At 41.7% G+C, this 15,061-nt stretch carries 11 protein-coding genes; 7 read left to right on the top strand and 4 right to left on the bottom strand.

Annotation, left to right across the window (positions count from 1 at the left end):
- Nucleotides 1–133: 133 nt before the first annotated feature.
- Nucleotides 134–826, top strand: a complete 693-nt coding sequence (locus HY841_06615) for a class I SAM-dependent methyltransferase (GenBank protein MBI4930416.1) — start codon at nt 134–136, stop codon at nt 824–826.
- Nucleotides 827–877: 51 nt separating this feature from the next.
- On the opposite strand, the gene HY841_06610 is transcribed toward HY841_06615, so the two are convergent.
- Complete coding sequence (locus HY841_06610; GenBank protein ID MBI4930415.1) at nt 878–1,321, bottom strand: RecX family transcriptional regulator; 444 nt, start codon at nt 1,319–1,321, stop codon at nt 878–880.
- A gap of 87 nt (nt 1,322–1,408) precedes the next feature.
- Between HY841_06610 and HY841_06605 the strand changes: the two genes are divergently transcribed.
- A complete protein-coding gene (locus HY841_06605) occupies nt 1,409–1,969 on the top strand; it encodes a T9SS type A sorting domain-containing protein (protein ID MBI4930414.1) in 561 nt (186 codons plus the stop codon).
- Nucleotides 1,970–1,999: 30 nt separating this feature from the next.
- Nucleotides 2,000–3,247 carry a T9SS type A sorting domain-containing protein gene (locus HY841_06600; protein ID MBI4930413.1) on the top strand — a complete coding sequence of 416 codons (1,248 nt, stop codon included), beginning with the start codon at nt 2,000–2,002 and terminating at the stop codon, nt 3,245–3,247.
- A gap of 2 nt (nt 3,248–3,249) precedes the next feature.
- On the opposite strand, the gene HY841_06595 is transcribed toward HY841_06600, so the two are convergent.
- From HY841_06595 to HY841_06585, 3 genes are all read right to left on the bottom strand, one after another.
- Complete coding sequence (locus tag HY841_06595; GenBank protein MBI4930412.1) at nt 3,250–5,385, bottom strand: OmpA family protein; 2,136 nt, start codon at nt 5,383–5,385, stop codon at nt 3,250–3,252.
- Nucleotides 5,382–5,726 carry a four helix bundle protein gene (locus HY841_06590; protein ID MBI4930411.1) on the bottom strand — a complete coding sequence of 115 codons (345 nt, stop codon included), beginning with the start codon at nt 5,724–5,726 and terminating at the stop codon, nt 5,382–5,384. The genes HY841_06595 and HY841_06590 overlap by 4 nt, the downstream gene beginning before the upstream one ends.
- A 75-nt stretch (nt 5,727–5,801) precedes the next feature.
- Complete coding sequence (locus tag HY841_06585; GenBank protein MBI4930410.1) at nt 5,802–8,612, bottom strand: AsmA family protein; 2,811 nt, start codon at nt 8,610–8,612, stop codon at nt 5,802–5,804.
- A 535-nt stretch (nt 8,613–9,147) separates the two neighbouring features.
- On the opposite strand from HY841_06585, the gene HY841_06580 reads away from it, so the two are divergent.
- From HY841_06580 to HY841_06565, 4 genes are all read left to right on the top strand, one after another.
- Nucleotides 9,148–9,942, top strand: a complete 795-nt coding sequence (locus HY841_06580; protein ID MBI4930409.1) for a thymidylate synthase — start codon at nt 9,148–9,150, stop codon at nt 9,940–9,942.
- Nucleotides 9,943–10,071: 129 nt separating this feature from the next.
- Nucleotides 10,072–10,575 (top strand): dihydrofolate reductase, encoded by a 504-nt coding sequence (locus HY841_06575; GenBank protein ID MBI4930408.1) that lies wholly within the window; start codon nt 10,072–10,074, stop codon nt 10,573–10,575.
- A gap of 66 nt (nt 10,576–10,641) precedes the next feature.
- Nucleotides 10,642–12,711 (top strand): tail fiber domain-containing protein, encoded by a 2,070-nt coding sequence (locus HY841_06570; GenBank protein MBI4930407.1) that lies wholly within the window; start codon nt 10,642–10,644, stop codon nt 12,709–12,711.
- An 18-nt stretch (nt 12,712–12,729) separates the two neighbouring features.
- Nucleotides 12,730–13,995: a hypothetical protein gene (locus tag HY841_06565; GenBank protein MBI4930406.1), complete on the top strand. Its 1,266-nt coding sequence runs from the start codon at nt 12,730–12,732 to the stop codon at nt 13,993–13,995.
- Nucleotides 13,996–15,061: the final 1,066 nt, after the last annotated feature.

Raw genomic sequence — 15,061 nt, 5'->3', positions numbered from 1 at the left:
CGAATCATTCCGAATTTGCGAATAACAGCCAATCAAACTGGAGTTATCACGATTTCGCTGTGTATAATCTGAAATTCTCTCAGTTAATTTTCTTTTGCCTGATTCGTACATTCGTACAAATTAGTATTCGCAGATGAGTGATAAGTGGATTAATAAATGGGCATTCCCGATAGATGATTCTCTTCTTGAGCAAAGCGCGAGGCGCGGTGAGCATTACAAATTCGAAGCCATCGCGAACGACATCATTGACAAAGTTCAGTTTGAAAAAGACGATATGGTGCTTGACCTCTGCTGCGGCAATGCCGCCCTCACAAAATTTATTGCGCGCACCTGCAAAGAGATTCATGGCGTTGATTTTTCAGAAGCGCTGATTGATACCGCCCGGAAATTTGAGCTGAAAGAAAATATTTTCAACCTACGCCTGCATTTATCCGATGCCCTGCTCATTGATAAATTTTTCCCTGAAGATTTTTTTGATAAGTCGTACTGCTATTTCTCTTTCCAGTATTTCAACAAAAAGAAACGGGAAGCCATTCTGGAGAAGCTTTCAAAAATAACAAAGCACAGGGGCTGGATTTTCATAGGAGATATTCCCGATAAAACGCGGATGTGGAACTTTTATGAATCGCCTAAAAAGTTTTACCGTGAGAAATTTTCACGCCTGCTCCGGTTCAAAGAAGGAGAGTGCGACCTCGGCTGGTGGATTGACCCGAAAGAAATTGTGCAATGGTGCGAAAGAAAAAGATTGAACGTTTCCATCATGCCGCAGGAAAATCTTCCGCACGCGCATTATCGGTTTGATGTGCTGATACGGAACAGCAAATGAGCTAATTTGAAGATTAGCCAATTTGAAAATGCAATACAAATACAACCGTTTTCAAATTTTCAAATTAACACATTTCCAAATTAACTCTGACTCGAATCCCTTTGAAAGAAGATTGTTTACGATTTTTCTGAGTTTATCTTTGGGGTCTTGAGTCTTGACTTCTCTTGCTTTTCTTTTGATAAGATGTTGAATGGTTTTCAAATATTCTTCATCATCAATCGCATTCAGCGCGTTTTGTATAAAGTCATCAGGCATTTTTTTTATTCGCAGTTCCGCGCGTATTTTATTTTTCCCCCATCTCTTGATTCTGAATTTTCCTGAAGCGAAAAGTTTTGCATAGCGTTCGTCATTCAGGTATTCATCTTCTTCCAGCGAGGCAATGATTTTTGAAATTTCATCGGGCTTTGCTTTGAGTTCGCGGAGCTTTTTCTCCACTTCAAACCGGCAGCGTTCCTGATAAGCGCAAAACCGCTCGGCTTTTAATAGTAAATCCATTGTTTGTAAAGGTAATAAAGGTTCTTGCTGTTATTTTTTATAAGTTTGCAGTAAAATAATTCATCCTATCAACCAACATCTATCAGCATGAAAAAACTTTTACTCTTTTCAATTGCACCTTTGTTCATCATGGGTGAAGCTTCTGCTCAGGCAACCCCAACAGTTACCGTTACCAACGCCACTAACTGTACAGCACCCTGCGATGGCTCAGCTACAACCAACGATGTGTCTGCTTTAGGTGGCACTTATCTTTGGACCGATCCTCAAGCGCAAACCACTATGACCGCCACCGGTTTATGTCCGGGAACTTACTCCGTAACTATAACAATACCAATTATTGGCAGTGCAACAGGCACAGGAACAGTGGTCTGCGTTGCCGGAGTAAATACTATCGCTACTGAAGAAAACATCAGCGTATTCCCCAACCCTGCGCATAATGAAATATACATCAGCATTGAAACTCACCTGCAGGGGAAAGTTGATTTCACTATAAGAAGCATTTTAGGCACGGTGGCGTACAAAGAATCAATTGATACGAACGGTTATCTTTATGAGTGGGTAGATATCTCCGCTCTTCCTGTCGGAATTTATGACGTTGAGTTTATGAGTGAAAATAAAATCATAAGAAAAAAATTCATAAAGCAGTGATTTAACGGGAAGATATTGAGATTTTATGCAATGAAAAAACTTTTCTTTCTTTCTGCATTATTCACTGCACTATTTTACATGACTTGTTTTGCGCAATGGGTTTCGCAAACATCTGGAACAATACAAAATCTTAATTCAATCTACACCACAAGCACAACTAATGTTTACACCGTAGGAGACAATGGAGTAGGCAGCAAAACAACTAATGGCGGCACCACCTGGGCTAACATGGCAACTGGCACAACCTATCATATTAATGCGATTCGTTTTCTCACCGCCACCACAGGTTGGTTTTGCGGACAATGGCAACAGAATTACAAAACCACAAATTCAGGAACAACCTGGAGCAATCTGGCAGGTGGAGTCACCACTCTTAACGATATTTTTTATCCAACCGTTTCTTCTGCTTCCGGCTGGGTGGTTGGCGATATTGAAGGTACGTATGGAATGTTATATGACTACGCTACCGGAAATTATCCAACGTATTCTTTCACTGCAAATAAAAATTTATACGGAATTTATTTTGCCAACACCACCATCGGCTGGGTAGTTGGAGACGGAGGTTTAATAATCAAGACCACTAATTTTGGAACTCTTTGGTCACAGCAAACATCCGGCACAACACAAACCTTGAAAAAAATAATGTTCATTAATACAAACGAAGGAATTGCGGTTGGCAACAGCGGAATAATTTTGAAAACAATAAATGGTGGAACAAACTGGACTTCGCCAACCAGTGGAACAATACAAAACTTAAATGCAGTTTATTATGCAGATGCATTAAACGTATGGGTTTGCGGTGATAACGGAATAATACTTAAAAGTTCAGACGGAGGACTAACATGGGCATCAGAAACATCAGGAACAATAGAAAACCTAAACGCAATTCAAGGCATCGGACTAACAGATATTTGGGCTTGCGGGAATAATGGGAAAATTATTTACCGTTCAGGAATCATTTCTGTTTTTGAAAACCAATTACAAGGAAATATTTCTATTTATCCTAATCCCTTTTCCACCTCAACAACTTTGCAGACAAACAATTACTTAACAAACGCAACCCTCACAGTTTACAACTCATACGGGCAACAAGTAAAACAAATAAATAATATTTCGGGGCAGACCGTTACTTTGCAAAGAGACAATCTCGCAAGCGGACTGTATTTCATTCGCTTAACTGATCCTCCCCCTTTATCCCCATCCGAAGGGGGACAGCGCGATAGCGCAGGGGTAGGAAATATCATTGCTACCGGCAAATTAGTAATTACAGATAACTGAAGTTATTTCGAAACAATCAAAAACTCTGTTCTGCGGTTTTGCGCACGCCCTTCTTCGGTATCATTTGAAGCAACAGGTTTCATTTCTCCAAAACCTTTGTGATTGACAATCTGGTTTTTCGGCACGCCATTATTTCTCAGGTATTCAAAAACGGTGAAAGCGCGGTCGGCAGAAAGATTTTGATTGTCCTGCGGGTTGCCGATGTTATCGGTGTGCCCGTCAATTTCAATTACAATAGTTGAATCCTCTTTCAGGTAATTTATAAATTCATCCAGCACAAATTTTGATTCTTCTTTCAGGTCAGCGAGGTTAGGTCCGAAATAAATATTGTTCAGCGTAAATGCTCTTCCTTCTTTCAATGTATCACTTTTCATGTCAACTTTCATGACAGGAGATTTTGCAAAGGGAGAGGATGGTTCCTCTTTGGGAGATTGCTTCGTTTCAATTGAATCCTCTCCCTTACCCGACAGGCTGTCCTTCATGGAAATCAATTGCGAGCTGAATGCGTTGCCCTCTTTTTTTACCACGAGAAGCAGGTCGTGTTTCTTCTGAGTATTTGCCGCCACGGCATATTCTCCTGTAGCGGAATCCACCACGGCTTTCGTAATTTTTTTTGTGACGGCATCTTTCAGCTCCACTGCGGCTATCACTTGTTTGCCATTCTCCGCAGTAACTTTTCCTTTTATGATGGCTACTTCATCGGGGCGCACATTTTTAGGCAGTTCGAAATAATATAAATCATAACCGCCCACGCTTTTCCCTTTTGTTTTCTGATTATCGTTTGAAGCAAAGTAGCCGTACTTCCCATCCGTGCTTACAAAAAATCCTACATCGTTTCCCGCGGTGTTAATCGGGTAGCCGATGTTTTTCGGCTTGCCCCATTTGCCGGTGCTGTCCTGCCGCGAATAAAAAATATCAAAGCCGCCTATGTTCATGTGAGAAGTGGCTGCCTGTTCATTATCGCCTGAAGAAAAGTAAAGTGTTTTGCTGTCCCAGTGCAGGAAGGGAGATTTTTCATCGCCTTCGGTATTGATGTTCGGTCCGAGATTCACGGGCTTTGTCCAATATCCGTTCTCATCTTTTTCAGATTTCCATAGATCAACTCCGCCATATCCGCCCAGTCGCGTGCTGGCGAAGTACAAAGTTTTTCCATCGGCAGAAATAGAGGGCTGAGAATCCCAATAGTCCGCACTGTTGATGATGTTGCCCACGCTTTTTGATTCTTTCCATTCTCCGCCACCATAACCGTTGCTGATAAAATCACTGTAATAAATATCATAGTTGCCATCCTGTTCCACCACGGTGTAATAAAGATGTTTGTTGTCAATGGTGATGGAAGCGCCTCCTTCATTAAAGTGCGTGTTGAAAGGCGGAGCGGGCATGGGCTCTCCTTCAGGAAAATTTCCGTCAGGTTTTCTTTCGCTGAAACAGAAAAATTCTTTTTCCGTGCTCATATCCCAGGCAACTCCCATGGGTTGAACTTTTATTCTTCGGGTGAAGAAAGCAATTTCATTATCGGGAGAAATGAAAGGCAGGTATTCATCTTTGATAGTGCTGATACCCGGTAAGATTTTAGGATCATACGGAACCGGATTGCCATATATTTCTTTATTGAACTTTGAAAACTTCATAATGTCTTTTGCGTCCACTAAAAATCTATCGTAGCGTAGCTTGTCGTATTTTTTCAAATTATCTTCTTTGAAGTCAAGAAACAGTTTGGTGTATTTCATGGCAGAATCAAAATTGCCCTGCTGGTAAAACATATAGCCAAGAAAAAAATACGGATTGGAATGATACTTCGGGCAATTCAAAATGACAGCGCGAAAATATTTTTCACATTTCTCGCAATCCGCTCCTGATTCATCTGCGCGCCTTTGCCAGTGCATTCCCAATTCGTAATTAGCGGGAGCATAATTCGGGTCTTCCTCAACGGCTTGCTCAATGAATTTTATTCGCTCATCGTATTGATACTTTTTCTTGTCGCGGGATTTTTCGTAGAGCTTTTTGGCTTCATCAGTACCGGAACATTCTTCAGCCGGGTCAGGGTCTGCGGGAGGTTTGCCCTTCTGGCAAAGTCCCAAGTTCCAAGTTCCAAGTAACAAGCTCCAAGACAACAGCCAAAGTAATTTCGATTTCACAGTTTGTTTATTATGGAAGCGAGTATCTTTTTCAATTCAGATGATTCGTTAACAAGATATTCGCTTTTAGAATTTTCTCCAAGTTTCAATTTATGAAATACACGAAGAAAGTAATTCGCCTCTCTTATTTCCTTTAGAGAAATTCCAATTTTTGTTTTAGCATCAGGTTTTGTAGGTGACCCTTGGCTTTCTTCGTAGTTTGCTCCTGTGGAAGTTGAAGCTTTAATTATTTGACGCTTCATATCCATCGTCTCAATATTATTCTTTACAGTTCGCAGATATATAATGACATCCACAGCGAATTGAAATAATCGTTCTTTTAAATCTCTTTTATATTCCATCTTTTATTAAAGTCCCAAACTCCAAGAACAATATTTTTTGGGACTTGGAATTTGGGATTTGATACTTGGGACTTCTTATTTGAGTTTATCCGCCTGATCTTTCGCATTCTTAACGAGGTCATCCGCTTTTTTATTTCCTTCGGACTCAATATTTTTTGCTTTGTCTTCGGTTTCTTTTCTCATTTTCTCAGCAAGTTTTTTATTGGCGGTCTTTTCAATGATGTTGGCTCCTTTGTTTTGAAGAGCATCCGCCTGCGCGTTTCCGTTCTTGCGAATATCATCCGCCTGCTTCTTGGCTTCATCACGGACTTTCTGCGCGCTGGCTTCCGCATCAGCAATCAGTTTTTTCTTTTGCTCTTCTATTTTCTTGCTTACATCTTCTTTCACTTCATTCACTTTATCAGTTACAACCTGAGTGACCTGGTCTTTCACAGCGTCTTTCACGCTTCCTGCCATGTCTTTCATGCTGGTTTTGATTTCTGGTTTCATCACCGTTCCGCCAAGGAGCGCAGAGATTTTTACTTTCTCGGGAAGTTTTGCGTTTGCTCCGAGTGCATTCAGCGCAGAGAATTGTTTCGTGATGAATGCTTTTGCTCCTGCAGGCATATCGGCAGTTGGGATTTCCATTTTCATGGTGTAATCAATCGTCTGGTCAAGTGCGGTGGAGCCGAATGCAAATCCGCTCACGCTGTTTTGCTTGAAAGGGAATTCATCCGTGGAGATTTTTCCGTCCTTAATATGATAGGTTATATCGAGATTCTGGAATTCTGCTTTCTTGAATCTATCTAATCCTCCAAGCGCTTCCGCGAGTTTGTTGAGCGGTTCGAATCCTGCAACGACAACATTTTTTGTTTGCATTTTTCCGTCACCGTTCATGGTTTTCATATCGGGCATCATGGTTGCGTCAAGGTTGGAAGTGTATTTCAACTGAGTGGAGAATCTTCCGGTTGAATATTTTGCAACTGGCGCAAGTTTCTGAACGGTGTTGAAATATTTAAAGGTCATCGGAATATCAAAATCAGAAATGTTCATGTTGAAATCCACAGCAGGCACTTTCGGATTCACGGTGCTGTAAGTTCCGCTCATCAGCATGCTTCCCTGCATAAGGTTCATCTTGAGATTGTTCATCATCACTTTGCTGTCGCGTACAATTATGCTTCCCGCCATGTTGGATATCTCAATCTTGTCGTATATAAGTTTCGCGATAGAAGAATTCAAAATGAAATCAATATTCTTCGGAACTTCAATGATGGATAGGGAAGAAGTATCTGCAGTTGCGGTGGAAGCGTTTTCATCTTCAGTCATGAATTCGTTCAAATCCATCAGTGAAGATTTCACAGAGAAAGTTCCCTGCAACATGGAATCTTTGAAAACATATTGCATAATGTTTTCTATCATTCCGTTCGCCTGAATATTGCTCTTGCCGATTTTGCTGTCGAAACCTCTCAGTTCAACATACTGCGGAGAAAAATTCATTGTCATGGATTTTATCGTCATGCCCTGCGGAAAATCTTTGCTTTTGTAATTCATGTCCATGATGATGATGGTTCCGTCCGCGTCAAACTCATCATACTTTTCTTTTTCAATGCTCGACATTCTTCCTTTCATCTTCACATCAGCCGTCACGGTTCCGTTCAGATCGCTTCCTTCCATCGATACCACATCTTTCATGGAAGCAAGATTTATTTTTCCGAGAATTGTTCCAGCGATATTCGGATCACTTACGGGAGTTTCAATGTGCATGGCAATGTCAACAGGATTTCCTGCCATTTCCATGTGAAACTTTTTGATGTCGGTAATGGTGTGGTCAGGTTCTCCGTCAGCATTTTTAATTGCCACATCAATAGAAATATCATTCACCGCTTTTGGCAAAGATGGATACTGGAACATAGCGTCATCCACTTTTATGTTCGCGGCAAAGGCAGGCATTTTCTTTTCGTTGTAGGTTCCTTTGACGAAACCATCGAGCCCAAATTTTCCTGCAGTTTTAACTGTAGAAAAATCTTTTGTGTAAACCGCGGGAACGAGTGAGAGAATATTTTTGAATTCAGTTTGGTTGGCTTTGAACTTCATGTCCATATTCATGTCATCACCGGTCTGCCCCGTTGCTGCTGGGGGCATGGCGAATGAACCATCAATGCCGAGCGAAAGTTCGTTCAACGAAATTTCATTCTCTTTGAACGTGAATTTGAAGTTGGGCATGTCGGCATCAATATCGGCTTTCACAACTGTTTTCACTTTGTTCATATAAGCAATGCCACCGTATTTCACCGTGAGTTGGTCAATGCTCATGTTATTTTCCATTGTGAAATTATCCTGCGTGAAATCACCGCTCATGGTGTAATTAAAATTCTCAAGCGCGGAATACATTCCGAGCGAAGCGTCATCGTATATAATGTGTGCTCCTTTTATCTCCAGCTTTTTCAAATTCATTTTAAACTTGGTGGGCTCAGAAGATGTGGAAGCAGTCGCGGAAGAATCTGGCTTTGTAATATCCCAGTTTGCTTTTCCGTTGGAGAGAACGATGGCGTGAATGCGCGGATTCTCAAGAAGGATTCCTCTTATTTTATATTGCTCGCCTTTGATAACGCTCATCAGGTCAACCGTAGCAGAAAGATGCTGAACGGACATCAGCGTGTCTCCCTGAAAGTCGCCCACATTGGCAACGCTCACATTGTTTATGCTCAGCGTGAAGGCAGGAAAACTGCTTAGCAAAGTGAGGTCAAACTCCCCGAAATCCACTTTGGCGTTCAGCTGTTTGTTGGCTTCCTCTTTCACAAACGCAATGATCTTATCCTTGAAAATAAAAGGCGCAACAATAATAAAGATGATGAGCAACAGCAACACAATGCCGAGCCATTTGAGGATTTTTTTGAGAGCTTTCATAATAGATAGATTAATTTATTGATAGATTACTTTCTGCTACAAATTTCATACCTGCAAAGTAAAGATATTTTTTAGTCCCCCTTGATGAAGGGGGAAGCACACGAAGTGGCGGGGGATGTCTTGGGCGCGTCACCGCGAAACGCGCTGTCACGCTTTCCGTTCCAAGTCCTCGCGCTTCGCGCTGTGGGCTTTCCACTTCAATCGTTCGCGCAGACCTCACCCCCAACCCCTCTCCTTAAAAAAGGAGAGGGGAGGAATTGTGCGGTACGTTTTCAACCCCGACATGAATGTCGGGGCTATTAATATTTTTCCCCTATGGGGAAAGAACAACATGGTTGGATTTTTCTTCGCTCCAGAGGAGCGATATATTAATAGCCCCGTGCTTTAGCGCGGGGAAAACGAAACACCACACCACACACGGCTGTTTGCGCGAAGGATAGAAGCGGAAATCCTTTTTGATTCAAAAAGATTGTAGCGGATAGCCTGACCTGAGGTTTTGCGAAGGGCGCGCCCAAATTATTTTTAACTTTGTTTTGTGAAACAGTATCACGATTTATTAAAGCAGGTGCTTGCGCAGGGCACAAAAAAATCTGACCGCACGGGCACGGGCACCATCAGCATTTTTGGTTACCAGATGAGGTTTGATTTGGCAGAAGGGTTTCCGCTTCTCACTACAAAAAAGGTTCACACAAAATCCATCATTCACGAGCTGCTTTGGTTTTTGAAGGGTGATACGAACATAAAATATCTGAAAGATAACGGTGTGGGCATTTGGGATGAATGGGCGGATGCGAACGGAAACCTGGGACCTGTGTATGGTTCGCAGTGGAGAAACTGGCCAACGCCTGATGGAAAACACATTGACCAGATAACGAATGTGATTGAGCAGATAAAAAAGAATCCAGATTCGCGCAGATTAATTGTAAGCGCGTGGAATGTTGCCGATATTGATAAAATGAAACTTCCGCCTTGTCATGCGTTCTTTCAGTTTTATGTGCTCGATGGAAAACTTTCTTGTCAGCTTTATCAGCGCAGTGCAGATATTTTTCTGGGTGTTCCTTTTAACATTGCTTCGTATGCCTTGCTTACGATGATGGTTGCGCAGGTATGTGATTTGAAATTGGGTGAGTTCATACACACCTTTGGCGATGCGCATATTTATTCCAACCACATGGAGCAGGTGAATCTTCAGCTCTCGAGGGATTTCAGACCGCTTCCACAACTAAAAATAAATCCTGCTGTGAAAAGTATTTTTGATTTTAAGTACGAGGATTTCACGATTGAGAACTATAATCCGCATCCTCACATTAAGGGCGCGGTTGCTGTCTAGCAGCCATTTCATCGAACTACGAACAAAACTTTACGAACGTACTAAGTACGAAGAAAACATTGGTTAGTAGTTCGTAAGTTCGTATCCTTTTCGTACTTCGATGAAATAAATTATCGATTAACTTCGCTCATGATTATTTCGCTGATTGTAGCAGTTGCTGAAAATAATGTGATTGGGAAAAATAATTCTTTGCCATGGCATTTACCGGCTGACATGAAATACTTCCGTGATACAACATTGGGGCATTGCGTAATCATGGGAAGAAAAAATTATGATTCAATTCCACTGAAGTACCGTCCGCTGGATGGAAGAACAAACATTGTAGTAACATTTCAGAACGATTTTATTGCGGATGGATGCATTGTTGTCAACTCATTGGAAGACGCATTGAAACAAGCAATGAACAAAAATGAAACAGAAGTTTTTATCATTGGAGGAGCTGATATTTACAGGCAGACGATTAATATTGCTGATAAAATATATTACACAAAAATCCATCACGCCTTCGATGGAGATGCTTTTTTCCCGAAAGTGAATTCAGACAGATGGAAACTTACTATGCAAACGGATAGGCAGTCCGATGAGAAAAATAAATTTCCATTTTCGTTTTGTGTTTATGAGTCCCGCACATAGCCGCTATGTGCGGGACCAATTTATAATCTTACCTTTGAATTGCCAATTCATTTTAATTCTTTTCACATGAAAAAACTTTACACTTCCGTATTTATTTTTTCTTTTCTTTTTTTCGGAGAAAAAATATTTTCACAGAACATCGGTGTCAATACCGATGGCTCTGCTGCTGCACCAGGCGTGATGCTGGATGTGAAAGGAACTAATCCGCTTACCACATCCGGGTTACAAAATATTTTTCAAATTAAATCTTTTGACGGAAACATTGTCGCACTTAAACTTCATCTTGGGTTATATACCGATCCTAACGCAGCATTGCGCTACGGAGTTATTGATGTAATTGAAGGCGCAAGTACTAATGTCAATCTTTCAATACAGCCATCAGGTGGCAATGTTGGTATAGGAACAATCTCGCCTCAAAATACCTTGCATGTTGTTTCCACTTTTCCAAATACATCAAGCAGTCCGCATCCTTACCGCACAGGTATCATTGTTGAAGGCGACCAGAATACATTCGGAGGACGTGTTGCAATACGGCAGGCAGGCACAAATCCCTGCATGACTTTATATAGAAATAACGGAACCATTGCTTCGCCTACCACTTTAATTGCTGGAGATATGATAGGCAATCTTGCCTTTGGAGGATATGACGGTTCGGTGGTTATTGCTTCGCCCGGAATTACTTCAGTTGCGGCAGAAACATGGACACCTGCCGCGCACGGCTGGAGTCTTGTCTTCAATACGATAAACACAGGCACTTCCGGAAGCACCGAAAAAATGCGGCTTAGTTCAGAAGGCAACCTTGGCATCGGAATTCCAACTCCTACATCCAAACTTCATGTATTTAATACCAATCCTGCTTTGACGATAGAATCTGACAATCAGTATGCACCTGTGCTTACAGCCAACCAAAATGCAAATCTGCACGCTTCATGGAATACTATTCAGCCGGGTTCAGCATTTAATTTTAACTGTGATTTGTACGGCTCAGTAAACAGAATTGAAACAACCTCCGGACAGACGGGAACTATCACAGGAACTTATGGATCAACCAATGATGTGTACAATAACGGTACAGGAACAATTACCAATGCCTATGGCTCCACAAGTTATGTTAGAAATATTTCAACAGGAACTATTACCAACGCAATCGGATTGCAGGCAAATGTTACCAATGTGAGTTCAGGAACTATTACTAACGGATATGGAGTTTTTGTTTCAGCTATTCAGGCAACAAACAAATATAGCTTATATGCTTCTGATGCAACTGCTCCAAGTTATTTTGCAGGCAATGTCAGCATGGGGGATCCAACTGCCTATGCTCGTTTAGATGTGAAAGGAAGCGGAAGCACTAACGCTACGTATGCTTTTGGAGTAAGGAACAGTTCGGATATTTATAGTTTAGTGGTTGCTGACAATGGATATGTAGGAATTGGCACCATCGGCTCATTTCCTGCACCGCTTATGCCGCTTCATTTACACTCAACGGTAAATAATTTTCATGCGATAAGATTGACAGCCGAAAACACAACCAGGTATTGGGATATTGTTAAACGCGGCAACACTTATCCCCAGCCCGATAATTTTGTAATAGCTTATTGGAATGGAGGATCGTGGCAGGAAGAATTTCAGATTACTCCTGCCGGCAATTTTGGAATGGGAGTGAATAACCCAGTCAATAAATTAGAGGTGTTCGGCAATATTTCGGCTACTGCTGATATTTATCTCGGAGCGTGCGGTGTTTGGCTGAGCCCGTTGGTTTGTTCTGATATACGATATAAAAAAGATATTGTTCCCATGAAAGAAGTATTGCCCGATGTGATGAAACTTGTGGGAGTAAAATATAACTGGCGCAAAGATGAATTTCCCGATTCGCACTTTGATGACAAAAGAAATATTGGTCTCATTGCTCAGGATATGGAAAAAGTATTTCCTGAAATTGTAAATACAAATGATAAAGGATATAAAAGCATTGACTACGCAAAACTCACTCCCGTGCTTGTTGAAGCCATCAAAGAGTTGAAAACAGAAAATGACAGTTTGAAAGCAGAGAATACTGTCATTCTGAACGAAGTGAAGAACCTGAAAGCAGATATGGAGAAAATAAAAATTATGATTACAACCCAAGCATCAAAATAAAACAGAAAACATTTGCCTATGAAAAAACAAATCATCAAGCCCCAAGCCCCAAGCCCCAAGCCCCAAGTATCAAGTCACAAGAAGAACAGCCATTGCATTTTCTTGGGCTGTTTCTTGGCGCTTGGAATTTGGAACTTGGAACTTGGGACTTGTTCCGCCCAAGGCGTCTCCATCAACACCACAGGCACAGTACCTAATACTTCCGCTATGCTCGATGTGGATGCCACCAACAAAGGGCTGCTCATCCCACGCGTTGCACTCACCATTACCACTTCAAATGCACCCATTGGAGCGGGTGTTACAACCAGTTTATTAGTGTACAATACCGCCACAGTGAACGATGTTTCACCGGGATATTATTATTGGGATGGTGTAAATTGGGTGCGGCTTTCAGCAGGAGGAACAGGACCAACCGGTCCCACAGGAACGAATGGAACGAACGGAACAAACGGCATAACCGGTCCCACAGGAACAAATGGAACGAACGGAACAAACGGCATAACCGGTCCCACAGGAACAAATGGAACGAACGGAACAAACGGCATAACCGGTCCCACAGGAACAAATGGAACTAACGGAACAAACGGCATAACCGGTCCCACAGGAACGAATGGAACTAACGGAACCAATGGCATAACCGGTCCCACAGGAACGAATGGAACTAACGGAACAAACGGCATAACCGGTCCTACAGGATTAACGGGCGTAACAGGAGCCAATGGATCTTTTTCTACAGTAGTGGTTCCTGCTTGTGGTGCTATATGGACGGTGCCAGCAGGTGTAACAAGAATTACTGTTGAAGTTTGGGGTGGTGGCGGTGGAGGTGCTAATGGCGCTGTGAGTAGTGGCGGTGGTGGTGGTGCCGGTGGGTACGGAACTCAGGTATTTACGGTAGTTCCGGCAGCTACTTATCTGTGTACTTGCGGTACAGGTGGGGCTGTTGGTGTTGCTGGAACTGCAAGTAGTTTAGGTGCGCTTATCAGTGCAACGGGTGGTGGCTTTGGAGTGAACGGGGGAGCAGGAGGAGCGGGAGGAACCAGCGCGGCAACATTTAATATTACAGGTGGTGCAGGCGGTGGCGGATCAGGTAATGCAAATGCAAAAGGCGCTGATGGGGGAAATCCGGGTGGTGCTGGTGGTAGCGGTGGTTTTGGCGCAGGTTCAGGAGTAGGAGCGGGCGCTTCAACGGCTGGAACTACTCCGGGTGGAGGTGGAGGTGGTGGTTCAAATGGCAATAATGCTGGTGCAGCCGGTGGTGCAGGAAGAGTAGTTGTTTATTATTAACGTGAGTTTCGTTTAAGGGCTGTTAAACCTTAGTAGAAAAAAATGATTGTGATGTAAATAACCTTATTATCAAACAAGCCGTCCGGCAGCAGGGATAAAATAAGGGAATCTCTAAATACAGGAAGATTGGAAGAAAGCTCCGAAGGAGTCCCTTCGGGAGAAGATTGGAAGGTTGGGAAAACATCCATTCTTCCAACCTTCCAACCTTCCGCTTCAAATGAGAACCGAGTTTTTAGAGGTGCCCATAATAAGGTTTGAGGTGTTGGTTATCCTATTTTTCTACTAAGGTTTTAAAAACATACACCAATAAGAGAAAATTTAAAACATTCCTATTGATGCTTAAACAAAACGCACGTTATTAATGTTGATTTCTAATTGTTTCAGTAATGCCTGAAATAAAACTTGCGAATATGCAAAATAAAATATGATTTCATTCATTGGTTACTAAAAAATTATTACCATTGCATCAAAGTTATATGTTAAGCTTTTCCTCTCATGAAATTGTTTTTATTATTGACCGGTATTCTATTTGTTAGTATCGCAGTTCCTGCAGCAAATTCGCCTGCCCCTTCGAGTCTTTCTCTTTCAGGTGTTTCATATAAAAAGGCGGTTCATTGTAATAACTATTTATTACACACTCAGGATAATAACATTCATCAGCAAGTTCTTTCCCTTGCCAAACGATTCAGAAAAGGGTTGCCCGGTTCTTCGCAGCATCGCATAACCGCGCATGTTTCTCATTCCTTGTTATATGATAGTTATTCAAATGCAACTACAATAGACCCCTGTACCTATCCTTTTACCGCTCATTCATATTCTTTATTCTTTGTCAAAAGAGAATAGAGCGCCCCCGAATGCTTCTTGCTTCATCTGAAAGATTATTATCCATAGAAAAACTTTTTAAACTTTAATACATAATAATAAAAACCCAATGAAAAAACAAACTAAAACAAATTTGAGAATGAGTCAATTTGAAAATTTGAAAATGATTTCATCTTCAAATTATCACATCTTCAAATTATCAAATTGGCTAATCATCGGTGTAATCTGTTTTTCTTTAATCGGT

Source organism: Bacteroidota bacterium (assembly GCA_016213405.1).
Taxonomy (GTDB): Bacteria; Bacteroidota; Bacteroidia; order Palsa-948; family Palsa-948; genus Palsa-948.
This window is presented reverse-complemented; position numbering and strand designations above follow the sequence as displayed.

Excerpts from the sequence above, each read along its gene's own strand:
- HY841_06615 (MBI4930416.1), top strand. The coding sequence starts at position 134 with ATGAGTGATAAGTGGATTAATAAATGGGCATTCCCGATAGATGATTCT.
- HY841_06610 (MBI4930415.1), bottom strand. The coding sequence starts at position 1,321 with ATGGATTTACTATTAAAAGCCGAGCGGTTTTGCGCTTATCAGGAACGC.
- HY841_06605 (MBI4930414.1), top strand. The coding sequence starts at position 1,409 with ATGAAAAAACTTTTACTCTTTTCAATTGCACCTTTGTTCATCATGGGT.
- HY841_06600 (MBI4930413.1), top strand. The coding sequence starts at position 2,000 with ATGAAAAAACTTTTCTTTCTTTCTGCATTATTCACTGCACTATTTTAC.
- HY841_06590 (MBI4930411.1), bottom strand. The coding sequence starts at position 5,726 with ATGGAATATAAAAGAGATTTAAAAGAACGATTATTTCAATTCGCTGTG.
- HY841_06585 (MBI4930410.1), bottom strand. The coding sequence starts at position 8,612 with ATGAAAGCTCTCAAAAAAATCCTCAAATGGCTCGGCATTGTGTTGCTG.
- HY841_06575 (MBI4930408.1), top strand. The coding sequence starts at position 10,072 with ATGATTATTTCGCTGATTGTAGCAGTTGCTGAAAATAATGTGATTGGG.
- HY841_06570 (MBI4930407.1), top strand. The coding sequence starts at position 10,642 with ATGAAAAAACTTTACACTTCCGTATTTATTTTTTCTTTTCTTTTTTTC.
- HY841_06565 (MBI4930406.1), top strand. The coding sequence starts at position 12,730 with ATGAAAAAACAAATCATCAAGCCCCAAGCCCCAAGCCCCAAGCCCCAA.